Below are 21,138 nucleotides of genomic sequence, written 5' to 3'. Positions count from 1 at the left end.
CCGCGTCGCCGCCATCGTCGGGTGGAATGCCTACAGATACCGCGCCATGATTGCATCCACCGCACCTTCCTTGCGCAGTTCATCCAGCGCCGCTTGAAGCCGGGCAACCACGTCGTCAGGCACGTCCTTGTTCAAGGCCAGGTACAGCTCGGCACTGTGGAATCGCAGCACCGTCTTGAGATCGTCCACCCCTTCCTGACGCGCCAGGTAACGCCCGGCGGGATCGCCGGTGGCCCAAAGATCGATCTGGCCATTGACCAGCTTCCTGGCGTTGTCCTGATCGCGCAACACGACCATCGGCTTCAGCCCTTGCTTGGCCAACGTCTCGGCAATCGCATCGCCTTTGTAGGCACCGATCCTGTATTGGCGCGCCTGCTCCAGCGAGTCGAGGGCGATCTTGCTGTCGGCCTTGGCGAGCATGATCCAGTCGTCCGGACCGATGGGGCCGACCCATTTGAAGCGCTTTTCACGCTCCGGCAGCCGCGCCATGACGAACACGCCGTAGCCCGGATTCTCCAGGGCGAGTTTGTAGATCCGCTCCCAAGGGAAACGCAATGTCAGGCTGTAGGAGATATCGGCGCGCTTGAATATTTCGCGGACGATGTCCACGGCAATGCCATGGATATTTTCGTCCTGGGCGAAGTTCTTGCCGTTCTTGGCCATGTTGTACGGGGGGAAATTTTCCGTTAGCAACACCAGCGATGTATCAGCGGCACGGACGGTGCCCGCAAGCAACAACGTGGCACCGGCAAAGGCAAGAACGAGGCGTTTGAGCATGTCGGGCTACCGCAATCCATGGTGTGCCCAAGAGTGCCTTGGGCTCGCCATGGTGTCCAGCGATCAGCGAATGCAGATACCGCGATGCGCCATGTAGGCCTTGGCTTCCGGCACGGTGTATTCACCGAAGTGGAAGATGCTCGCCGCCAGCACCGCACTGGCATGGCCCTCGAGGATGCCATCGGCCAGATGCTGCAGGTTGCCGACGCCACCGGATGCAATCACCGGGATGCCCAGGGCATCGCTGATGGCGCGGGTGACACCGAGGTCAAAGCCGTTTTTCATGCCATCCTGGTCCATGCTGGTCAGCAGGATTTCACCGGCGCCCAGGCCTTCCATTTTCTTCGCCCACTCGACGGCGTCCAGGCCCGTGGGCTTGCGCCCACCGTGGGTGAAGATTTCCCAGCGAGGGGTTTCGCCCGGGCCGGAGACCTTCTTCGCGTCGATGGCCACGACGATGCACTGCGAGCCGAAGTGCTGGGCCGCTTCGCCGACGAATTCCGGGTTGAACACCGCTGCGGTGTTGATCGAAACCTTGTCCGCCCCGGCATTGAGCAGGTTGCGGATGTCTTGCACGGTGCGCACGCCGCCGCCCACTGTCAGTGGGATGAACACCTGGCTGGCCATGCGCTCGACGGTATGCAGCGTGGTGTCGCGGCCATCGACGCTGGCCGTGATGTCGAGGAAGGTAATTTCGTCGGCACCCTGCTCGTCGTAGCGACGAGCGATTTCCACCGGGTCGCCGGCGTCACGGATGTTCTCGAACTTGACGCCCTTGACCACCCGGCCGTTGTCCACGTCCAGGCAAGGGATGATGCGTTTGGCCAGCGCCATGGTGAGTCCTCAGCCTTTGTACGAATCGCAGAAAGCTTGCGCTTCAGCGACATCGAGAGTGCCTTCATAGATCGCACGGCCCGTGATTGCGCCGATGATGCCCGGCGCCTTGGCGTCGAGCAGCGACTTGATGTCGCCCAGGTTATGGATGCCGCCGGAGGCGATCACCGGGATCTTGGTGGCGGCAGCCAGGGCGGCGGTGAACGGCACGTTGCAGCCCTGCATCATGCCGTCCTTGGCAATGTCGGTGTAGACGATGGCAGACACGCCGTCGGCTTCGAAACGCTTGGCCAGGTCGATCACCTGCACGGTGCTGACTTCAGCCCAGCCGTCGGTGGCGACAAAACCGTCCTTGGCGTCGAGGCCGACGATCACCTTGCCCGGGAAGGCGCGGCAGGCTTCGGCGACGAACTCGGGCTGTTTCACGGCCTTGGTGCCGATGATCACGTAACTCACGCCGGCCTTGACGTAGTGCTCGATGGTTTCCAGCGAACGAATGCCGCCGCCGATCTGGATCGGCAGGTTCGGATAGCGCTTGGCGATGGCCGTGACCACTTCGCCATTGACCGGCTGCCCTTCGAAGGCACCGTTCAGGTCGACCAGATGCAGGCGACGGCAGCCGCCCTCCACCCACTTGGCGGCCATGCTCACCGGGTCATCGGAAAACACCGTGGAGTCTTCCATACGGCCCTGGCGCAGACGTACGCAAGCGCCGTCCTTGAGATCGATAGCGGGGATAATCAGCATCTGGCAAACCTTCAAATACGAATATTCAGCTTGGCTCGAAAATCAATTTTTCTCGAGCGCCCACAAGTCGCTTTCAATGCTTTCGAACCTTTCTTTAAGGTGCGTCTGCACATCGAAAATCGCCCTGTTGTAATAATGCGGAGCAATTTCGCGGGTAAACAGGTCAAGAATTTCCGCCGCTTCGAACGAGCCCAGGTCCAGCTCGAAACGTTCCTCCATGAACCGCTGGATCTTGCGGTTCGCCTCATTCTCCTGTTCCGGCGTGAGGGTGAGGATCGGCGGTTTCTTGCGGGCCATTACCAGCGACCGTCCCACGCGGCGAAGTTCTGCAACAGTTGCAGGCCATGGGTATGGCTCTTCTCCGGGTGGAACTGCACGGCGAAGCGCGAACCATCGGCCAGGGCCGCGGCGAAATCGACGCCATAGTGACCGCTGCCCACCACCTGCCGCGCATTGCCGGCGGCGATGTAGTAGCTGTGCACGAAGTAGAAGCGCGCCAGGTCCGGAATGTTGTGCCACAGCGGATGATCGACCGTCTGCTTCACTTCGTTCCAGCCCATGTGCGGGACCTTCAAGTGCTCGCCGTCTTCATGCAGGCCCTTGCCAAAGAATTTCACCTGGCCGGGGAACATGGAGATGCAATCGACTCCGTCGTTCTCCTCGCTGCGCTCGAGCAATGCCTGCATGCCCACGCAGATGCCGAGGAACGGACGGTCCTGGCTGACTTCGTGCACCAGCTTGTCGAAGCCCAGGCGACGAATCTCGGCCATGCAGTCGCGAATCGCACCAACACCGGGAAACACCACCCGGTCGGCTTCGCGAATCACGTCGGCATCGCTGGTGATCAGCACCTTGCCGGCCCCCACATGCTCGAGGGCCTTGGCCACCGAATGCAGGTTGCCCATGCCGTAGTCGATAACCGCGACCGTCTGCATTACAGCACGCCCTTGGTGGAAGGCATCTGGCCGGCCATGCGGTCATCGAGTTCGACGGCCATGCGCAGCGCGCGGCCGAAAGCCTTGAACACGGTTTCGATCTGGTGGTGGGTGTTGTGCCCGCGCAGGTTGTCGATGTGCAGGGTCACGTTGGCGTGGTTGACGAAGCCCTGGAAAAATTCCTGGAACAAGTCAACGTCGAAGCCGCCGACGGTGGCACGGGTGTAAGGCACATGCATCTGCAGGCCAGGGCGGCCGGAGAAATCGATGACCACGCGCGACAGCGCTTCATCGAGCGGCACGTAGGCATGGCCGTAGCGACGGATGCCCTTCTTGTCGCCGATGGCTTTGGTGAAAGCTTGCCCCAAGGTAATACCGACGTCTTCCACCGTGTGATGATCGTCGATATGCAGGTCGCCCTTGCTGACGATGTCCAGGTCGATCAGCCCGTGACGGGCGATCTGGTCCAGCATGTGCTCAAGAAAAGGCACGCCGATATCAAACCGGGCCTTTCCGGTGCCATCCAGGTTGATCGAGGCTTTGATCTGGGTTTCCAGAGTGTCGCGCTCGACAGATGCCTTACGTTCGGCCATCACCAGCTCCGCAAAATCATTGGGCGAAAAAGGCAGCCATTATAGGGGTGCGAGCGACAAACAGAAACAAAAGAGGTGACATCACTGACGGGCTGAAACCCGGGCTGTCGGTGATAGACATGTGCATACAAGCCTGTGCCATGCCCATGAATGACTGTGGGAGCGAACCCGCTCCCACATGAGATATGCCCCGGCCTGATGGCCAGGGCAATGCTCTTAGCGGAACAACACCGCCGTCTTCTGCAGGGTTACCCACACACCCCACGCCAACGGAATGCCCACCACCAGCCAGGCGGCGATCGCCAGGGGCTTGGTGCCCGGTGCGGCTTTCCATTCCAGCGAAGTGGTGCTGTCGGCGCCCTTGTCATGGCCCAGCGCCTGTTCGGCGGCCAGTTCGGCGTCGGTCATGAAGTACTTGTCGGCGACCGGACGGACCATCAGGTTGCAGAGGAAGCCCAGCACCAGCAGGCCGGCAAGGATGTACAAGGTGATGTCATAGGCCGCGGCACGTTCAACGCCGATGCTCAGTTGATATTCACGCAAGTAGTTCACCAGTACCGGACCCAGCACGCCTGCCGCTGCCCAGGCAGTCAGGAGACGACCGTGGATTGCGCCAACCATTTGGGTACCGAACAGATCCGCCAGGTAGGCCGGCACGGTAGCGAAACCGCCGCCGTACATCGACAGGATGATGCAGAACGCCGCCACGAACAGCGCGACGCTGCCCAGGTGACCCAGGTTCGGGATCAGCGCGTACAGGGCAAAGCCCAGGGCGAAGAACACGAAATAGGTGTTTTTGCGACCCAGGTAATCCGAGAACGAAGCCCAGAAGAACCGGCCGCCAATGTTGAACAGGCTCAACAGACCGGTGAAACCGGCCGCGATGGCAGCGATCTGGCCCAGTTGCACGGCGTCCAGCTGGCCGAAAGGCAGGTCATTGCCGAGCAACTTGCCGCCAAACACTTCCTGCAGCAGTGGCGAAGCCATGCCGAGAATGCCGATACCAGCGGATACGTTCAGGCACAGCACCAGCCATACCAGGCGGAACTGCGGGGTCTTCCATGCAACGTTCACGTGAACGTGGCGATGGGTAATCATCGCGTTCGCGGCTTTCTTCGGTGCCGGGGTCCAGCCCTCGGGCTTCCAGCCGGTTGGCGGGACGCGGTAAGACAAGGCGCCACCGATCATGAACACGAAGTAGATCGCGGCCATCACCAGGAAGCTCTGCCAAACGCCTACATCGGTCGGCGTAGCGAAGTGGCTCATCAGCGCTGCGGCCAGTGGAGCACCCACCATCGCACCGCCACCGAAGCCCATGATCGCCATGCCGGTCGCCATGCCGCGCTTGTCCGGGAACCACTTGATCAACGTCGAGACTGGCGAGATGTAGCCCAGGCCCAGGCCGATACCACCGATCACCCCAGAGCCGACCCACATCAGCCAGATCTGGTGGGTATAGATACCCAGCGCCGAAATCAGCAGGCCACCGCACCAGCACAAGGCCGATACAACGCCGGCCTTGCGTGGCCCGGCGTGTTCCAGCCAGCCACCCCAGATGGCTGCCGAGCAACCCAGGAAGATGAAGAACAGCGTGTAGATCCAGCCGAGCATCGAGATCGGCCAGTCACATTGGGACGAAAAGACTTGCGAGATGAAGCTCATATCCGGCGCACAGGCGACAGGCTTGGAGATACCCAAGGCCTTGGACAGTGGTAGCCAGAACACCGAAAAGCCATAGGCCATGCCGATGCAGAGGTGAATGGCCAGCGCGGCCGGTGGAACCAGCCAGCGGTTGAAGCCGGGCTTGGCAATAATGCGTTCCTTGGAGAGGAACGCAGGCTGGTCGGCGATGCCGTCCGCCGTAATGCTCGTGCTCATTGTGTATCCCCCAGTTATTGGAATGGTTCGCCAGCCACGCATCACCCTCAGCCTTTTTGCACGCAGGCATGGCTGTATTCTGTGGTGAAGCTCCATTTTGGTGCGACATCACGCCGCAGAAGGACGGGCGAACTGACAAAGGTTACCATTTGCTCGTGACAGAAAAACCAAAGTGCTATCACCTTTTTTCTGTCATCCGTCTTATCGCGCCTCTGCTCACTTTCTGTAGGGGGCAATTTGTTTATTTTTCAGGAATTTCCATGCCCATCGTTGTCGAGCAACTCAATGAAGCCATTCGTCAGGACGATCAGGATCTGCAGAAAATCTACCAGGACGCCCCGGCTTGGCTGTTCGAGCCGTTCAGCGATGCCACGCAACTCATTGGGAAATGTCTCGAGGAGGGCTCGTTGATCGCGGCACGCTTCAATGATCGCCTGCTCGGCGCAGCAAGGCTGCAACGGCACCAGGACGTCTGGCGCTTGTCCCACCTATGCGTACGAAACGTCACTCGTCGCCGGGGCGTGGCGGAACGACTGGTGAGCGAAGCCCGGAGGATGGCGCTGCAGGAAAATGCCGAGCTTCGACTTCGGGCACCTGCCGGGCATCTGGAAGCCCAGGCATTGGCGGCGAAGTTGAAACTGCCGCTGGATGTCGACTAGCACACCTGTGGCGAGGGGATCTGCCTCAGGACAGATCACCCAACGCTCCACCAACCCGGGACGTTATACTCCCAGGCAAAATTTGAACTCAACCTACAAGGATTCGCCCATGAAAGCGTTCGGCAAAATCCTGGGTCTGGTACTTCTCGGGCTGTTGCTGATCATTGTGGCCCTGGGCTTTGCCCTGACCCACCTCTTCGATCCCAACGACTATAAAGAAGAGATCCGCCAGATAGCCCGCGACAAAGCCCACATTGAGCTGACACTCAATGGGGACATCGGCTGGAGCCTGTTTCCATGGCTGGGTCTGGAATTGCACGAAGCCAGTGTCGCCACCCTGGCCAACCCGACCCAACCTTTCGCCGACCTGCAGATGCTCGGGCTGTCTGTCCGGGTGATGCCACTGCTGCGCCGCGAAGTGCAGATGAGCGATGTCCGGGTCGAGGGCTTGAACCTGCGCCTCAACCGTGACAAGAACGGCCACGGCAACTGGGAAGACATCGGCAAGGCGCCTGCCTCAGCGTCCACCCGGGAAGCACCGACGCCCGTCGAGCAAACCACCCCGCCTGCCAACGAGAAGCCGGCCCAGCCAACCCGGCTGGACATCGACAGCCTGACCGTGAACAACGCGCGGGTGGAATACACCGACGAGCAGACCGGCAAGCAGTTCAGCGCCGAAAGCATCCAGTTGAGCACCGGCCCGATCCATGACGCGACCAACATTCCGGTCACTCTCACAGCGTTCCTGTCCAGCAACCAGCCGGCCGTCCGCGTGCGTACCGAAGTCACTGGCGAACTGCGCTTCGAACGCGCTTTACAGCGCTATCGGTTCGAAGACTTGAAGCTCTCCGGCGAAGCCACCGGCGACCCTTTGCAGGGCAAGACCGTGAGTTTCGCGGCCCAAGGGCAACTCCTCCTGGACAAGGCAGCGAACGTCGCCGAATGGACCGGCATCAAGCTTTCCCTGAACCAGCTGCGTGCGTTGGGCGAGTTGAAGGTCAACGACCTCGACAAGACACCGCAATTGAACGGCGGCATTTCGATCGCCCAATTCGACCTGGCGAAATTTGTCGACAGTGTCGGCCAGCAATTGCCGGCCATGGCTGAAGGCAGCCTGAGCAAGGTCGAACTGGCCAGCCGCATTACCGGCACGCCGAGCAGCGTCGAACTCAACGACATCAACCTGAAGGTTGATGACAGCCACTTCAGCGGTCGTATCGCCGTGGAAGACTTTGCCAAACAGGCCCTGCGCGTGCAGCTCAAGGCCGACACTTTCAACGTCGACCGCTACCTGCCGCCAAAATCCGCCGAAGCCGACAGTTCCAAGGCGGCCCGCGAGGCCGAAGTCAGCAACACCGAGGCCAGCGCCATGGCCGGTGCCGGCAGCACGCCGCTGCCGAGCGCTCCAACCCAAGGAGCTTGGAGCAATGATCGGCTATTTCCGGTGGAGCGCCTGGGCAAGCTGGACCTCGATGCCGACCTGACCTTCGGGCAACTGACCCTCGAAAAACTGCCGATCCAGAACGCTGCGCTCAAGGCCACCGGCCTGGGTGGCCTGTTGACCCTGGAGAATCTGCGGGGCGATTTGTACAGCGGCAATTTCGAAACCAAGGGCACCCTGGATGTGCGCCAGCCTACGCCGCAGTTGAGCCTGCAGACCCGCATCAATCGGGTCCCGGTCGAGAAAATCATCGAGGGCCAGGGCAAGAACCCGCCAGTCAAGGGCCTGGTCACGCTCAATAGCGCGATCACGGCCAACGGCAACAGCCAGAAAGCCCTGATCGACAGCCTCAACGGTACCGCCGGGTTCGTCATCAACGACGGCGTATTGCTCAATGCCAACCTCGAACAGCAACTGTGCAAAGGCATCGCGACCCTCAATCGCAAGTCCCTCAGTGGCGAACCCCGGGGCAAGGACACGCCTTTCCAGCAGCTCAACGGCAATCTCACCTTCAACAACGGCGTTGCCAGCAACCCGGACCTGAAAGTGCGCATTCCCGGCATGACCGTCAACGGCAACGGCGATATCGACCTGCGCGTGCTGGGCATGGACTACCGCGTCGGTGTCATCGTCGAGGGCGACAAGAGCGACATGCCCGACCCCGCCTGCCAGGTCAACGAGCGCTACGTCGATGTCGAGTGGCCATTGCGCTGCCGCGGCCCACTGGAACTAGGCGCTAAAGCCTGCCGCCTGGACAACGACGGGCTGGGCAAGGTCGCGGCGAAACTGGCCGGCGACCGTCTCGGCGACAAGATCGATGAGAAGCTGGGTGACAAGGTCAGCCCCGAGCTCAAAGATGCGCTCAAGGGGTTGTTCAAGCGATGACATCCGAGCAGTTTTCCACCGCCGTACTGGACTGGTTCGATCGTCACGGGCGCCATGATTTGCCCTGGCAACAGGGCATCACGCCGTATCGGGTGTGGGTCTCGGAAATCATGTTGCAGCAGACCCAGGTCAGCACCGTGCTCAATTACTTCGACCGTTTCATGGCCTCGCTGCCCACCGTCCAAGCCCTGGCCGCCGCGCCGGAGGATGAAGTGCTGCACCTGTGGACGGGCTTGGGCTACTACACCCGTGCGCGCAATCTGCAGAAAACCGCGAAAATCGTCGTCGAGCAGTACGGCGGCGAGTTTCCCCGGGACGTGGAAAAACTCACCGGACTGCCTGGGATTGGCCTGTCGACCGCAGGTGCCATCGCCAGCATCAGCATGGGCCTGCGGGCGCCGATCTTCGATGGCAACGTCAAGCGAGTACTGGCGCGCTTCACCGCCCAGGAGGGCTACCCAGGCGAACCCAAGGTTGCGAAACAACTATGGGCCGCCGCCGAGCGCTTCACACCGCAAGACCGCGTCAACGCCTACACCCAGGCGATGATGGACCTGGGCGCCACGCTCTGCACCCGCAGCAAACCCAGTTGTATGCTCTGTCCGCTTAAGCAAGGCTGCGAGGCGCACATGCTGGGCCTGGAAACCCGCTACCCGATTCCCAAGCCGCGCAAGGAAGTGCCGAAAAAGCGCACCTTGATGCCAATGCTGGCCAACCGCGAGGGCGCGATCCTGCTTTACCGTCGCCCTTCCACCGGGCTGTGGGGCGGTCTGTGGAGCCTGCCGGAACTCGACGACCTCGGCGATCTGCAACATTTGGCCTTGCAACACGCGCTGGAACTGGGCAGCCAGCAGGCAATGCCTGGCCTGGTGCACACTTTCAGCCACTTCCAGTTGGCGATCGAACCCTGGCTGGTCCGGGTCCGGGAAACCGGTCATCACGTGGCCGAGGCCGACTGGCTCTGGTATAACCTCGCCACCCCGCCGCGCCTGGGCCTTGCCGCCCCGGTCAAAACCTTGCTCGAACGCGCGGCCGCCGTAATGAACGCAGGAGAGTTGCAATGACCCGCACCATCATGTGCCGCAAGTACAAAGAAGAACTCGAAGGCCTGGAGCGAGCTCCGTTCCCGGGCGCAAAGGGCCAGGACATCTACGACAACGTCTCGGCCAAGGCTTGGGGCGACTGGCAGAAACACCAGACCCTGCTGATCAATGAAAAACGCCTGAACATGATGAACGCCGAGGATCGTAAATACCTCCAAGGCGAGATGGAGAAGTTCTTTTCTGGCGAAGAATACGCCAAGGCCGAAGGCTACGTACCACCGTCCGAATAAGCTGTTAAATGCGGGGGCGGATCGTAAGCGACGGTAATAATTAAATATTTTTTGATAACGTGCTTGACGCCCCCCTGAAAAACCCGTTTAATGCGCCCCGTTGCCCAGATAGCTCAGTCGGTAGAGCAGGGGATTGAAAATCCCCGTGTCGGCGGTTCGATTCCGTCTCTGGGCACCAAATACCGAAAACCCCGATCAAGAAATTGATCGGGGTTTTTTTATTGCCCGGATTTTCTTCCGCCGCCTTATCGACTCAGCTACATTCGTCCGCTCCCCTCCAGCAAGCGAGTCGACATGGACATCACCGGCATCCCCTTCGGCACCACCGATTGGTCAACCATCGAGCCCACCGAACACAAAGGCGTCACCGGGACCGCCTATTGGCGCACGCAACAGTTCGGGAACATCCGGGTACGGATGGTGGAATACACGGCGGGTTATCTGGCCGACCATTGGTGCACCAAAGGTCACGTCCTCTTTTGCCTCAAGGGCGAGCTCAATACCGAGCTCGAAGATGGCCGGCAATTTTTGCTCAAGCCAGGCATGAGCTACCAGGTGGCGGACCAGGCCGAGCCCCATCGCTCTTTCACTTCATCGGGGGGCCACGCTTTTCATAGTCGATTGAGATTCGAAGCGTTCGCGTTGAAGCTGTAGGATAGATCGCCTTATTCATCAGGAATCCGACCATGTCATCGGCGAACAAACAGCAGAAACGCAACCAGCGCGCCAAGGCGAAAGCCAAGAAGAACCGCATTCAACGTGCTGCTGCGCCAAACGATTTCCTGGACCCGAACGACGAGCGCATCGACTTGGAAACCGTAGACTTGTCGGAGATGTTCCAACTGATGAGCGCTGCCGAGAAAATCAGCCAGCAGGCCATGTGCACGGTCTTCCTGGCGCACCCATTGCTGGAATTGGTGCTAGAACAGGAAGGTGAGGACGAAGCCACCGACTTCATCATTACCGCCTTGATCGAGTACCGTCGCCTGACCACTGGCGTCGATGAGCAGACCGCGCTGGACTGGGTGGAAAGCAAGCAATTCCAAGCCGATTATGTGGCCGCCTCCCAGGCACTGGCCCAAGGCCAAGCCTGACGTCACGACAGAGCCCGAGGTGGATTACGCCCGGCGAGGATCCCTCCTACAGGCTAGGTTCCAACTACATGGGACGGCGTCATACCCGTCCTGCATAAACCCGCTATTTTTCCTCCCGCACAATCAGCTGCGTCCGGCATCCACCCAATTTCTTTTAGAGCATCCTCCTGGTCCGCCCCCTCTCAACGGCTGGACACTCCAATGACACCGACACCTACCCAGGATGATCCACAGCTCGCTCCCCTGATCGACGAACTTGGCGAGCTGATCCGCCAGGCTCGCCAGAAAGTCCTGCGCGCGGTCGATACGCTTCAGGTGCAAACCTGTTGGCAGATTGGTCGACATATCATCGAGTTCGAGCAAGAGGGCGCCGAACGAGCGGCCTACGGGGCAAGGCTGCTGCCGTCTTTGGCGAAGGTGCTGACGGCGCGGTTTGGGAAAGGGTTTGATGCTTCGAACCTGCGCTACATGCGACTCTTTTATCAGGCGTTTCCAATCTGTGACGCACTGCGTCACGAATTGAGCTGGACCCATTATCGGATGCTGCTTCGCGTCGAGAATAAAAACGCACGCCAGTGGTACATGAACGAAACCGCCGCTCAAAACTGGTCGACCCGTGCCCTGGAACGCCAGATTGGCACGTTCTATTACGAACGCCTTCTAGCAAGCCGCGATCGGTCCGCGGTGGAGCAGGAAGCAGCAACCAACATAGGAAAACTCGATTTCGGCCCACGGGACATCGTCAGGGACCCGGTGGTCCTGGAGTTCCTCGGATTGCCCAATGCCGGCATGCTGCAGGAGAGCGATCTGGAACAGGCCTTGATCGATCAGCTACAGGGCTTTCTGTTGGAACTCGGCAAAGGCTTCGCCTTCATTGCGCGTCAACAGCGCATCAGTACCGAAAGCAAGGACTTCTATCTCGACCTGGTCTTCTACAACTACGTGCTCAAGTGCTTTGTCATCGTCGACCTCAAGCGTGGCGAACTGAGCCATCAGGATATCGGGCAGATGGATATGTACGTGCGCCTCTACGATGACCTCAAGCGCGGCCCCGACGACAAACCCACCGTTGGCATCATCCTTTGCGCCCAGAAGGACGAGTCGGTTGTGCGTTATTCGGTGCTACAGGGCAATGAACAGCTATTCGCCAGCCAGTACCAACTGGTGCTGCCCTCCGAAGAAGAACTGCGCAGGGCGCTGGATTGCGAACGGGCGCGACTGGAGGAACGACAACCCGACCGCGCTACCGGAACAATAAAGCCCGCAATTGACGATCGCCCACCCAATAAACCTGTGTAAGATTGATGCGCTTTTTTTCTGCAACGCTCCACTTGAAGAGCTTCATTCTGCATGTCTGCACCGTCCGCCCCTCCGTCCTCCCTGATCCAGGCCTTGCGGACTGAAACCGCTGAACTGCACGTTGCCTTGGAGAAACGCCTGCCGTTTTTTTCCGAGCAACTGGATATTGACCTGTACCGGCGCTTGATAGCGGCCTACCACGGTTTTTATCAGCCACTGGAACGCCAATTCCAAGTCCTCGCGCTCGCTCCGACCGGACTGGACCAGTCCCTGCGCATCAAGCTGCCGGTACTACGCATGGATCTCATGGCGTTGGGCCTGGACGAAACGGCGATTGAAGCGCTGCCCGCCTGCCAGCGTTTGCCGCAGATCGATTCACCGGCCGCCGCCCTCGGTGTTTCCTATGTGCTCGAAGGGGCAACATTGGGTGGACAGATCCTGCGACGCAGGGTGGCCGAACAGTTAGGCCTCGATGCATCCAGCGGCGCCGCCTTCCTCGACGTCTATGGAGAACTCACCGGCCGGCGCTGGAAGGATTTTCTTCAGTATCTAGGCGATCGGAACCTTGGCGACGAGCAGATGCTCGAAGCCACACGCGCCGCCAGGGCGACATTTATCTGTTTTGAACGCTGGCTGGACAGTCAGGAGGTCCTGTTATGAAACCGGAAGACCAAGAAGCCTTCGAACAACTGCTGGCCAATTGCGCAGACGAACCGATTCGCTTCCCCGGGGCCATCCAGCCTCACGGCGTATTGCTGATGCTGTCCGAGCCCGATTTCTTGATCCGCCAGGTCAGCGCGAATGCACAAGAATTGATCGGTCAGCCCGCCCAAGGACTTCTTGGCCAGCCCCTGGATGTTCTGTTCGGGCAAGAACAGGCCGCGAGCCTTCTGGAAGCTTTCCGCAGCGACGCTGAAAGAGACAACGTTCCCCTCGACATCGTAGTGAACCAGCAGCGCTTCGACGCCCTGATCCACCGCCACCAGGGCGCCTTGATTGTCGAACTGGAACAGCACCTGGCCGACTTCCGTCCCGAGGGAGTCAGCGGCGAGGCCAACCTGGGCCGCATGTTGCAGCGCCTGCAAAGCGCCAAGTCCCTTCAGGCCCTGTACGAAATCAGCGTGCGCGAAATCCAGGCCATGACCGGCTACGACCGTGTGTTGATCTATCGTTTCGAGGTAGGCGGCCACGGACAAGTCATCGCCGAGGCCAGCGCACCTTCGATGGAGCTCTACAAGGGTTTGTTTTTCCCAGCGTCGGACATCCCTGAGCAGGCCCGCGAGCTGTATCGCACCAATTGGTTGCGCATCATCCCCAACGCCGACTACACCCCGGTCCCACTGGTACCCGAGCTGCGTCCCGACACGCAGGCACCGCTGGACCTGAGCTTCTCCACGCTGCGCAGCGTCTCGCCGATCCACCGCCAATACATGAAGAACATGGGCGTGCTGTCATCCATGAGCATCTCGCTGATGAAGGGCGAGCAATTATGGGGACTGATCAGCTGCGGCAATCGCCAGCCGCTTCATGTTCCACACGAGATGCGCATGGCCTGCCAGACGATCGGCCAGATCCTGTCGCTGCAGATCAGCGCGATGGAAGCCATTGAGCTGGCGGGACAACGGGATGCCAAGCTCGAAGGGCTCCAGGCGCTTGCCACTGTCATGGCGCAATCCAGCGAAAACGTTTTCGAAGGCCTGTCCCTCGCGCCCCAGTGCCTGATGAATCTCACCGGGGCCAATGGCGTCGCGATCATCGAGGACAACAAGCTGTATCGCCACGGCCAGTGTCCGGAACCAGAGCAGATCCGTGAATTGCACAAATGGATAATGGAAACCGGCCAACCGGTCTTCTCCCACCATAACCTGAGCGGTGTCTTCGAGCCGGCCAAGGCTTATCGGGACGTTGCAAGCGGAGTGCTGGCGATTCACCTGCCCAAGCCCGTGGAAAACGGCGTGCTGTGGTTCCGCCCCGAGGTGAAACAAACCATCAATTGGAGCGGTGACCCGCAAAAGCCCCTCGACCTGGAACAAAGCGAGACCGGTTTGCGCTTGCGTCCGCGGACATCGTTCGAAATCTGGAAAGTCGAGATGGACGGCATCAGCACCCAATGGAGCCATGGTGACCTGTTCGCCGCCAATGACCTGCGTCGCTCGGCCCTGGAAACCGACTTGGCACGTCAGGTTCGCAAGGAGCGGCAGGCAGTGCAGGCCCGGGATGAGCTGGTGGCAGTGGTATCCCATGACCTGCGCAACCCGATGACCGTCATATCCATGCTTTGCGGGATGATGCAAAATTCCTTCAGCTCCGACGGGTCTCACAGCTCGAAGCGAATTTCCTCGGCCATCGACACCATGCAGCAAGCCGCCAGTCGCATGAATTCGCTGCTGGAAGACCTGCTCGACACCTCGCGCATCGACGCCGGCCGCTACACCATCCACCCCAAGCCGATGGACGTCACCCAGATCTTCGAAGATGCCTGCTCGCTGTTGACGCCGCTGGCCTCTGCCAAGGCCATCGACATCTCTTTCCATGCCGAACCCAATCTCAAGATCAACGCGGACCCGGAGCGGCTGTTCCAAGTGCTGTCCAACCTGATCGGCAACGCCATCAAATTCACGCCGCAGCGAGGCAGTGTAGGCATCAGCGCAATGTCGGTAGGCGATGAGATAGTGTTCAGCGTCCGCGACACGGGAGAAGGTATCGCACCCGAACAATTGCCCCATGTGTTTGACCGCTACTGGACCACCAAGGAGGGCAACCCGAACGGCACCGGACTCGGGCTTTATATTTCCCAGGGGATTGTCCAGGCTCATGGCGGTAAACTGCAGGCCGAAAGCCAGCCAGGCAAAGGCAGCGAATTTCGCTTTACCGTGCCGAAAATCGATTGAGCCGGGGCACCGCCCCCTAACGAATTGGAAACCGAAGCCCAATGGCCTCACTGAACAAACAGCAGAAACGCGCCAAGCGCGCCAAAGACAAAGCCAAGCAAATCCGCATGACGGGACGCAAATCCATCCCGATGTACGGCGATCCGGCCCACGCCACCGCCCAGCCACCAGTCTACGTACTGGAACTGTTTGCCAAGCTGCGCGAAGCCGAGGCGGTCAGCCGCAGCCAAATGCTTGACACGCTGCTGAGCAATGTCAGCGAGATGATCATCGAGCGCCCGGCCCTGCTGGACCTGAAAAACGCCGAAAACGAGAGCATGGCCGCGACCAACCTGGCCGCGGATATGCTGGTGGACTATCGCATGTGGGCCGATGACATGGATCGCGAAACCGCCCAGCGCTGGCTCAGCACGCCGGAGTTCATCAAGGATTTCAGCGAGGCGCTGGACCGTTATCGTCAATCCATGGAAGAGCCCGCCAGCGAGTAAGCTCCCCGGCTACTCGCTACTGTTCCAGTGGAACACCAGCTTTCGCGCGGCTCCGCCGGCCACGTTGGCGGTGTCGCGACGCTCCACGCCGTTACGCGTCGCCACCACGCCGTACTTGCCCGGCGGTAGCTGTACATACACCAACGGGCCTGCATCGCTGAGCGTCAGCAATGTTTGCCCCGATGCGTTCTGCACGGTCACGTCCACATCCGGGACGTATTTGTTCTCGGGGCCGATCGCAAACGTCATGTGCAGGTTATAGCCCTGGGCCTGCTCGATGGCCCGGGCTTCGTCCTCGCCGATGCCTCCGGACAGATAGGTGATACCGTTCTGCTGCATGGGTTGGACCTGCACGCCCGAGTTGTCGATGGGCGTGAGGTTGGTGGCGTTGACGACGATGGGGAACAGCAGCGTCCCCATCAAGACGATAGTGGAAGCTAGCGACTTCATGGCAACAAACTCCTGAAATGAGTGCCATCTCGTTTGAGCACTACATGAGCCTCGCCGTTTAGACCAATTGGGAGTTGAGCCGAACGCCAGTCGGAATAGACAACGCTCATCCGATTAACCCTTCCCACCCCCGCCCAAAGCTGGCACCATCGCGCCTTTTTTTAGCGACTCCCAGGCATTTTGCCGGTGTGCATGGTTAAAACAGCCGTTCGGTTGTTGATAGCGCGACAGTCTGCTGTGTCGATGCGACAACCTGATGCACATCATTGGCCTACCGTCCGAAGCGCTGTTGGCTGTCATTCGGACGCATGCTAGCTTGGCCGCCTCGCCAGGAAGGCTGCCAACAGCAAGGGAGCACATATCATGAGGACCGCACATGGCCCAGGCCACGCCCGCGCTTGAAATCCGCAACTTGCATAAACGCTACGGAAAGCTGGAGGTGCTCAAAGGCGTCTCGCTGACCGCTCGCGACGGCGACGTGATCTCGATCCTGGGCTCCTCCGGTTCCGGCAAGTCCACGTTTTTGCGCTGCATCAACCTGCTGGAAAATCCCAACCAGGGCCAGATTCTGGTGGCCGGCGAAGAACTCAAGCTCAAGGCCGCGAAAAACGGTGAACTGGTGGCCGCCGACGGCAAACAGATCAACCGCATGCGCAGCGAGATCGGTTTTGTATTTCAGAACTTTAATCTCTGGCCCCACATGAGCGTGCTCGACAACATCATCGAAGCCCCGCGCCGGGTGCTGGGCCAGAGCAAGGCCGAAGCCGTCGAAGGCGCCGAAGCCTTGCTGGCCAAGGTCGGCATCGCCGACAAGCGCCACGCCTACCCGGCCGAACTGTCCGGCGGCCAGCAGCAACGTGCCGCCATCGCCCGCACACTGGCGATGCAGCCCAAGGTGATTCTGTTCGACGAACCCACCTCCGCCCTTGACCCGGAAATGGTCCAGGAAGTACTTAATGTGATCCGCGCCCTGGCCGAAGAAGGACGCACCATGCTGCTGGTCACCCATGAAATGGGCTTCGCCCGTCAGGTTTCCAGCGAAGTCGTGTTCCTTCATCAAGGCCTGGTCGAGGAACATGGATCGCCACAGCAGGTCTTCGAGAACCCGCTTTCGGCGCGCTGCAAACAATTCATGTCCAGCAACCGCTAACGGAGCAGTACACATGCAGACCTACAAGAAATTCCTCCTGGCCGCAGCGGCCAGCCTGGTCTTCTCGGCCAGCGCCATGGCGGAAAAACTGAAAATGGGCATCGAAGCGGCCTATCCGCCGTTCAACAACAAAGATGCCAGCGGCAACGTGGTCGGCTTCGATAAGGATATTGGCGATGCTCTGTGCGCCAAGATGAAAGTCGAGTGCGAAGTGGTCACCTCCGACTGGGACGGTATCATCCCAGCCTTGAACGCCAAGAAGTTCGACTTCCTGATCTCCTCGTTGTCGATCACCGAGGAACGCAAGGCGGCCGTGGACTTCACCGACCCGTACTACTCCAACAAACTGCAATTCATCGCACCAAAAAATGTCGACTTCAAAACCGATAAAGCCTCACTCAACGGCAAGGTCATCGGGGCACAACGCGCCACCCTCGCCGGTACCTGGCTGGAAGATGAAATGGGTAGCAACATCACCGCCAAGCTCTACGACACCCAGGATAACGCCTACCTGGACCTGACCTCCGGCCGCGTCGACGCGATCCTGGCGGACAAGTACGTGAACTACGACTGGCTGAAAACCGATGCTGGCCGTGCTTACGAATTCAAAGGCGACCCGATGGTGGAAAGCGACAAAATCGCCATTGCGCTGCGCAAGGGTGACAACGAGCTGCGCAACAAGCTGAACGCCGCGCTCAAGGAAATCATTGCCGACGGCACCTATAAAAAAATCAACGACAAGTACTTCCCGTTCAGCATCTATTGATACTGACGTGCCTGGCTGGCGCCCGCTCCTGCGCGGCGCCGGTCCTTAGCCAAGCCTGCCGCGATATGAACAAATACCCATGATGATCGACCTATATGGATTCGGCCCGGCGCTTGCCGCCGGCGCGCTGATGACGGTCAAGTTGGCCCTGTCGGCCCTTTGCCTGGGGCTAGTGCTCGGCCTGCTCGGCGCCCTTGCCAAGACCTCCCCGTACAAGCCGCTGCAATGGCTTGGCGGCACCTATTCGACACTGGTCCGCGGCATTCCGGAATTGCTCTGGGTGCTGTTGATCTACTTCGGCACCGTCAACCTGATGCGTGCCTTGGGTGAGTATTTCGGCAATCCCGACCTTGCCCTCAACGCCTTCGCCGCCGGTGTCATCGCCCTCGGCCTGTGCTTTGGCGCCTACGCTACGGAAGTGTTTCGCGGTGCGATCCTGGCGATACCCAAGGGGCACCGTGAAGCCGGCGTAGCTTTGGGCTTGTCGAAATGGCGAATCTTTACCCGGTTGATCCTGCCGCAGATGTGGCGCATCGCCCTGCCCGGCCTGGGCAACCTGTTCATGATCCTCATGAAGGATACCGCGCTGGTTTCGGTGATCGGCCTGGAAGAAATCATGCGTCACGCGCAAATCGGCGTGACCATCTCCAAGCAACCGTTCACGTTCTATATGGTCGCCGCACTTATGTACCTGGGCCTGACAGTGCTCGCCATGCTCGGCATGCACCTGCTGGAAAAACGCGCCGCCCGCGGCTTTGCCAGGAGCACCCAATGAACTGGGACGTCATCATCAAGTGGCTGCCGAAGCTGGCCCAGGGCGCCACATTGACCCTGGAGTTGGTGGCTATCGCCGTGATCGCAGGGCTACTGCTGGCGATTCCGCTGGGCATCGCCCGCTCATCGCGCCTGTGGCAGGTGCGGGCATTGCCCTACGCCTACATCTTCTTTTTCCGTGGCACGCCGCTGCTGGTCCAGTTGTTCCTTGTCTATTACGGCCTGGCACAATTCGACGCCGTGCGCAGCAGCGCGTTGTGGCCGTATTTGCGGGACCCATTCTGGTGCGCCACGGCCACCATGACCCTGCACACAGCCGCTTACATCGCCGAGATCCTGCGCGGCGCGATCCAGGCCATCCCTCGTGGCGAAATCGAAGCCGCACGGGCCTTGGGCATGTCGCGGCCCAAGGCGCTGTTCTACATCATGCTGCCCCGCGCCGCGCGCATCGGCCTGCCGGCCTACAGCAACGAAGTAATCCTGATGCTCAAGGCCAGCGCCCTGGCGAGTACCGTGACCTTGCTGGAACTTACCGGCATGGCCCGCACCATCATCGCCAGGACCTATATGCCTGTGGAGATTTTCTTCGCGGCCGGCATGTTCTATCTGCTGATGTCGTTCGTTCTGGTGCAAGGCTTCAAGCAGCTGGAACGCTGGTTGCGCGTTGATGCCTGCCAGGGACGCTGACAGCCGCGTCCTGACGGGCGAGGCATTGCTCGCCCGTTTCACGGCACTGGACGTTTTTCTCACAACGCATCAGGCATTGTGGAAACCGCGTCCCTTCATCCATTTGCAGATGCCCTGGGAAACGTCCCACCCGGAATTGGCCCAATGGCTACGCCAGCGTTCGCTTGAGACTGCGGAAAACGACCATCACCAGCCATGGTTAATGGAGGATGCGCCAGCGCCGTTTCCAGAATTGGCCGCTATCTCCCGCACCCTCGGCGCGGTCGCAGAATTGCCGGCCAATGCGCTCGAAGCATCAAGCCACCGCCTCAACGTCGACGTACCCGGGCGCAAATGGCAGCAGATCGAAGCCTTCGCCAGCCGCCTGCGCTTCTCCACCGCACCGACCCACTGGCTCGATTGGTGCGCCGGCAAAGGCCACCTCGGTCGACGCTTGCTGCACGATGAGCAGCAACTGACCTGCCTGGAATACGATCCTGCCTTGGTCGCCAGCGGCCAGTTGCTGAGCCAACACCACCACCTGCCCGCCACGCACCTGCAACAAGACGTACTGGCGGCGGACGCGAACCAGGCGCTGCATCCGGAACACACCCCCGTGGCCCTGCACGCCTGCGGCGACTTGCACGTGCGCCTGATGCACCTGGCCAGCGCCGCTGGCTGTGAACAACTGGCGATCGCGCCGTGCTGCTACAACCGCATCAACAGCGAGCGTTATCAAGCGCTGTCCGACGCCGCCAAAGGCTCCGGCCTACAACTGTCGCTCGACGATCTCAGCCTGCCGCAGACCGAGACCGTCACCGCTGGCGCCCGCGTAAGAAGGCAACGGGACCAATCCATGGCATGGCGCCTGGGCTTCGACCTGCTGCAGCGACAAATCAGAGGGTGCGACGACTACCTGGCCACCCCCTCATTGCCCAGCGCCTGGCTGGAAAAATCTTTCGCCCAGTACTGTACCGATCTGGCAGCCCTGAAAGGCTTATCCACAGTCGGCACACCTGATTGGGCCGCCCTGGAAGCAGCAGGCCAGCAGCGCCTGGCCGAGGTGCGAAACCTGGAATTGGTGCGAGGCCTTTTCCGCCGACCACTGGAGCTTTGGCTGGTGCTGGACCGGGCACTTTTCCTCAGCCAAAAAGGCTACGACGTCCGCCTCGGCACCTTCTGCGAAACCCTCCTGACGCCGCGCAACCTGCTGTTGCTGGCAGAGCATCGCCAAGGCGAAACAGCCTGTGGATAACTCTGTTGATGAAATAAACCTGGATCCAAGAAAACCGTGATTTTCGGGTTGAAACTTAGCTGGTCATTTTTTGTTCACATGGATAAAAAACCATGAAAACAGCAGCTTGCGAGCAAACCGGGAAATTGTCACAAAACCGAAAGATATCACTCGCAACGTCCTATCGATTGTGCATAAGCAGCTGAGCAAACCAGCATAAACGTTGGGTCCGGCAGCATTTTCG

22 protein-coding genes, 1 tRNA gene and 1 pseudogene are annotated in these 21,138 nt (G+C 60.1%); 16 read left to right on the top strand and 8 right to left on the bottom strand.

Annotation, left to right across the window (positions count from 1 at the left end; all coding sequences use genetic code 11):
* Positions 1-30: 30 nt before the first annotated feature.
* The 7 genes from VQ575_RS01800 to VQ575_RS01770 all read right to left on the bottom strand — a co-directional run bounded on the left by VQ575_RS01800 (position 31) and on the right by VQ575_RS01770 (position 5,764).
* Positions 31-777 (bottom strand): substrate-binding periplasmic protein, encoded by a 747-nt coding sequence (locus VQ575_RS01800; RefSeq protein WP_039592701.1) that lies wholly within the window; start codon positions 775-777, stop codon positions 31-33.
* 63 nt (positions 778-840) lie between these two features.
* Positions 841-1,611 (bottom strand): imidazole glycerol phosphate synthase subunit HisF, encoded by a 771-nt coding sequence (gene hisF, locus VQ575_RS01795; protein ID WP_003196830.1) that lies wholly within the window; start codon positions 1,609-1,611, stop codon positions 841-843.
* Between the two features lie 9 nt (positions 1,612-1,620).
* Complete coding sequence (hisA, locus tag VQ575_RS01790; RefSeq protein WP_039592700.1) at positions 1,621-2,358, bottom strand: 1-(5-phosphoribosyl)-5-[(5-phosphoribosylamino)methylideneamino]imidazole-4-carboxamide isomerase; 738 nt, start codon at positions 2,356-2,358, stop codon at positions 1,621-1,623.
* 42 nt (positions 2,359-2,400) lie between these two features.
* Positions 2,401-2,655 (bottom strand): DUF2164 domain-containing protein, encoded by a 255-nt coding sequence (locus VQ575_RS01785; RefSeq protein ID WP_039592699.1) that lies wholly within the window; start codon positions 2,653-2,655, stop codon positions 2,401-2,403.
* On the bottom strand, positions 2,655-3,293 hold the full coding sequence (gene hisH / locus VQ575_RS01780) for an imidazole glycerol phosphate synthase subunit HisH (protein ID WP_018606318.1): 639 nt from the start codon (positions 3,291-3,293) through the stop codon (positions 2,655-2,657). The genes VQ575_RS01785 and hisH overlap by 1 nt, the downstream gene beginning before the upstream one ends.
* Entirely contained in the window at positions 3,293-3,886 is a 594-nt protein-coding gene (gene hisB, locus VQ575_RS01775) for an imidazoleglycerol-phosphate dehydratase HisB (RefSeq protein ID WP_003186751.1), read from the bottom strand. The genes hisH and hisB overlap by 1 nt, the downstream gene beginning before the upstream one ends.
* 216 nt (positions 3,887-4,102) lie before the next feature.
* Positions 4,103-5,764, bottom strand: a complete 1,662-nt coding sequence (locus tag VQ575_RS01770) for an OFA family MFS transporter (protein ID WP_039592698.1) — start codon at positions 5,762-5,764, stop codon at positions 4,103-4,105.
* Between the two features lie 260 nt (positions 5,765-6,024).
* Between VQ575_RS01770 and panM the strand changes: the two genes are divergently transcribed.
* The 11 genes and pseudogenes from panM to VQ575_RS01715 all read left to right on the top strand — a co-directional run bounded on the left by panM (position 6,025) and on the right by VQ575_RS01715 (position 15,854).
* Positions 6,025-6,423 (top strand): aspartate 1-decarboxylase autocleavage activator PanM, encoded by a 399-nt coding sequence (panM, locus tag VQ575_RS01765; protein WP_045154872.1) that lies wholly within the window; start codon positions 6,025-6,027, stop codon positions 6,421-6,423.
* Between the two features lie 109 nt (positions 6,424-6,532).
* A complete protein-coding gene (locus VQ575_RS01760) occupies positions 6,533-8,749 on the top strand; it encodes an AsmA family protein (RefSeq protein WP_325918962.1) in 2,217 nt (738 codons plus the stop codon).
* A complete protein-coding gene (mutY, locus tag VQ575_RS01755) occupies positions 8,746-9,813 on the top strand; it encodes an A/G-specific adenine glycosylase (protein WP_325918960.1) in 1,068 nt (355 codons plus the stop codon). The genes VQ575_RS01760 and mutY overlap by 4 nt, the downstream gene beginning before the upstream one ends.
* Entirely contained in the window at positions 9,810-10,082 is a 273-nt protein-coding gene (locus tag VQ575_RS01750; protein WP_039592693.1) for an oxidative damage protection protein, read from the top strand. The genes mutY and VQ575_RS01750 overlap by 4 nt, the downstream gene beginning before the upstream one ends.
* 102 nt (positions 10,083-10,184) lie before the next feature.
* Positions 10,185-10,260: transfer RNA gene (locus tag VQ575_RS01745), tRNA-Phe, on the top strand.
* A 116-nt stretch (positions 10,261-10,376) separates the two neighbouring features.
* A pseudogene (locus VQ575_RS01740) lies at positions 10,377-10,707 on the top strand (DHCW motif cupin fold protein).
* Positions 10,708-10,768: 61 nt separating this feature from the next.
* Positions 10,769-11,176 (top strand): hypothetical protein, encoded by a 408-nt coding sequence (locus VQ575_RS01735; RefSeq protein ID WP_039592691.1) that lies wholly within the window; start codon positions 10,769-10,771, stop codon positions 11,174-11,176.
* Positions 11,177-11,377: 201 nt separating this feature from the next.
* Positions 11,378-12,475, top strand: a complete 1,098-nt coding sequence (locus VQ575_RS01730) for a PDDEXK nuclease domain-containing protein (protein WP_325918956.1) — start codon at positions 11,378-11,380, stop codon at positions 12,473-12,475.
* 51 nt (positions 12,476-12,526) lie between these two features.
* The gene (locus VQ575_RS01725) at positions 12,527-13,135 is read left to right on the top strand and encodes a biliverdin-producing heme oxygenase (RefSeq protein ID WP_325918954.1); all 609 of its coding nucleotides are present in this window, start codon (positions 12,527-12,529) and stop codon (positions 13,133-13,135) included.
* Positions 13,132-15,366 carry an ATP-binding protein gene (locus tag VQ575_RS01720; RefSeq protein WP_325918952.1) on the top strand — a complete coding sequence of 745 codons (2,235 nt, stop codon included), beginning with the start codon at positions 13,132-13,134 and terminating at the stop codon, positions 15,364-15,366. The genes VQ575_RS01725 and VQ575_RS01720 overlap by 4 nt, the downstream gene beginning before the upstream one ends.
* A 41-nt stretch (positions 15,367-15,407) precedes the next feature.
* Positions 15,408-15,854 (top strand): hypothetical protein, encoded by a 447-nt coding sequence (locus VQ575_RS01715; RefSeq protein WP_039592688.1) that lies wholly within the window; start codon positions 15,408-15,410, stop codon positions 15,852-15,854.
* Between the two features lie 9 nt (positions 15,855-15,863).
* On the opposite strand, the gene VQ575_RS01710 is transcribed toward VQ575_RS01715, so the two are convergent.
* Positions 15,864-16,304: a hypothetical protein gene (locus VQ575_RS01710; RefSeq protein ID WP_039592687.1), complete on the bottom strand. Its 441-nt coding sequence runs from the start codon at positions 16,302-16,304 to the stop codon at positions 15,864-15,866.
* Positions 16,305-16,680: 376 nt separating this feature from the next.
* Between VQ575_RS01710 and VQ575_RS01705 the strand changes: the two genes are divergently transcribed.
* The 5 genes from VQ575_RS01705 to VQ575_RS01685 all read left to right on the top strand — a co-directional run bounded on the left by VQ575_RS01705 (position 16,681) and on the right by VQ575_RS01685 (position 20,915).
* Positions 16,681-17,454, top strand: coding sequence for an ABC transporter ATP-binding protein (locus VQ575_RS01705; RefSeq protein ID WP_325918950.1), 774 nt, complete (start codon positions 16,681-16,683; stop codon positions 17,452-17,454).
* Positions 17,455-17,467: 13 nt separating this feature from the next.
* Positions 17,468-18,220 carry an ABC transporter substrate-binding protein gene (locus tag VQ575_RS01700; protein WP_325918949.1) on the top strand — a complete coding sequence of 251 codons (753 nt, stop codon included), beginning with the start codon at positions 17,468-17,470 and terminating at the stop codon, positions 18,218-18,220.
* Between the two features lie 79 nt (positions 18,221-18,299).
* Complete coding sequence (locus VQ575_RS01695) at positions 18,300-18,995, top strand: ABC transporter permease (RefSeq protein ID WP_039592684.1); 696 nt, start codon at positions 18,300-18,302, stop codon at positions 18,993-18,995.
* On the top strand, positions 18,992-19,681 hold the full coding sequence (locus VQ575_RS01690; RefSeq protein WP_039592683.1) for an ABC transporter permease: 690 nt from the start codon (positions 18,992-18,994) through the stop codon (positions 19,679-19,681). Before VQ575_RS01695 ends, VQ575_RS01690 begins: the two co-directional genes overlap by 4 nt.
* Entirely contained in the window at positions 19,662-20,915 is a 1,254-nt protein-coding gene (locus VQ575_RS01685; protein ID WP_325918947.1) for a methyltransferase, read from the top strand. Before VQ575_RS01690 ends, VQ575_RS01685 begins: the two co-directional genes overlap by 20 nt.
* Positions 20,916-21,138: the final 223 nt, after the last annotated feature.

Origin of the sequence: Pseudomonas frederiksbergensis (genome assembly GCF_035751725.1) — a bacterium.
Taxonomy (GTDB): Bacteria; Pseudomonadota; Gammaproteobacteria; order Pseudomonadales; family Pseudomonadaceae; genus Aquipseudomonas; species Aquipseudomonas frederiksbergensis_A.
The sequence above is the reverse complement of the archived record's forward strand: the minus strand, read 5'-3'. Positions and strand labels throughout refer to the sequence as shown.

Bases quoted from the DNA above. Each gene is read 5' to 3' on its own strand.
- hisH (WP_018606318.1), bottom strand. From the start codon at position 3,293: ATGCAGACGGTCGCGGTTATCGACTACGGCATGGGCAACCTGCATTCG.
- VQ575_RS01685 (WP_325918947.1), top strand. From the start codon at position 19,662: ATGCCTGCCAGGGACGCTGACAGCCGCGTCCTGACGGGCGAGGCATTG.
- VQ575_RS01750 (WP_039592693.1), top strand. From the start codon at position 9,810: ATGACCCGCACCATCATGTGCCGCAAGTACAAAGAAGAACTCGAAGGC.
- VQ575_RS01735 (WP_039592691.1), top strand. From the start codon at position 10,769: ATGTCATCGGCGAACAAACAGCAGAAACGCAACCAGCGCGCCAAGGCG.
- VQ575_RS01725 (WP_325918954.1), top strand. From the start codon at position 12,527: ATGTCTGCACCGTCCGCCCCTCCGTCCTCCCTGATCCAGGCCTTGCGG.
- VQ575_RS01785 (WP_039592699.1), bottom strand. From the start codon at position 2,655: ATGGCCCGCAAGAAACCGCCGATCCTCACCCTCACGCCGGAACAGGAG.
- hisF (WP_003196830.1), bottom strand. From the start codon at position 1,611: ATGGCGCTGGCCAAACGCATCATCCCTTGCCTGGACGTGGACAACGGC.
- hisB (WP_003186751.1), bottom strand. From the start codon at position 3,886: ATGGCCGAACGTAAGGCATCTGTCGAGCGCGACACTCTGGAAACCCAG.
- VQ575_RS01690 (WP_039592683.1), top strand. From the start codon at position 18,992: ATGAACTGGGACGTCATCATCAAGTGGCTGCCGAAGCTGGCCCAGGGC.
- VQ575_RS01730 (WP_325918956.1), top strand. From the start codon at position 11,378: ATGACACCGACACCTACCCAGGATGATCCACAGCTCGCTCCCCTGATC.
- VQ575_RS01700 (WP_325918949.1), top strand. From the start codon at position 17,468: ATGCAGACCTACAAGAAATTCCTCCTGGCCGCAGCGGCCAGCCTGGTC.
- VQ575_RS01720 (WP_325918952.1), top strand. From the start codon at position 13,132: ATGAAACCGGAAGACCAAGAAGCCTTCGAACAACTGCTGGCCAATTGC.
- VQ575_RS01715 (WP_039592688.1), top strand. From the start codon at position 15,408: ATGGCCTCACTGAACAAACAGCAGAAACGCGCCAAGCGCGCCAAAGAC.
- mutY (WP_325918960.1), top strand. From the start codon at position 8,746: ATGACATCCGAGCAGTTTTCCACCGCCGTACTGGACTGGTTCGATCGT.
- VQ575_RS01760 (WP_325918962.1), top strand. From the start codon at position 6,533: ATGAAAGCGTTCGGCAAAATCCTGGGTCTGGTACTTCTCGGGCTGTTG.
- VQ575_RS01695 (WP_039592684.1), top strand. From the start codon at position 18,300: ATGATGATCGACCTATATGGATTCGGCCCGGCGCTTGCCGCCGGCGCG.
- panM (WP_045154872.1), top strand. From the start codon at position 6,025: ATGCCCATCGTTGTCGAGCAACTCAATGAAGCCATTCGTCAGGACGAT.
- VQ575_RS01800 (WP_039592701.1), bottom strand. From the start codon at position 777: ATGCTCAAACGCCTCGTTCTTGCCTTTGCCGGTGCCACGTTGTTGCTT.
- VQ575_RS01770 (WP_039592698.1), bottom strand. From the start codon at position 5,764: ATGAGCACGAGCATTACGGCGGACGGCATCGCCGACCAGCCTGCGTTC.
- hisA (WP_039592700.1), bottom strand. From the start codon at position 2,358: ATGCTGATTATCCCCGCTATCGATCTCAAGGACGGCGCTTGCGTACGT.
- VQ575_RS01710 (WP_039592687.1), bottom strand. From the start codon at position 16,304: ATGAAGTCGCTAGCTTCCACTATCGTCTTGATGGGGACGCTGCTGTTC.
- VQ575_RS01705 (WP_325918950.1), top strand. From the start codon at position 16,681: ATGGCCCAGGCCACGCCCGCGCTTGAAATCCGCAACTTGCATAAACGC.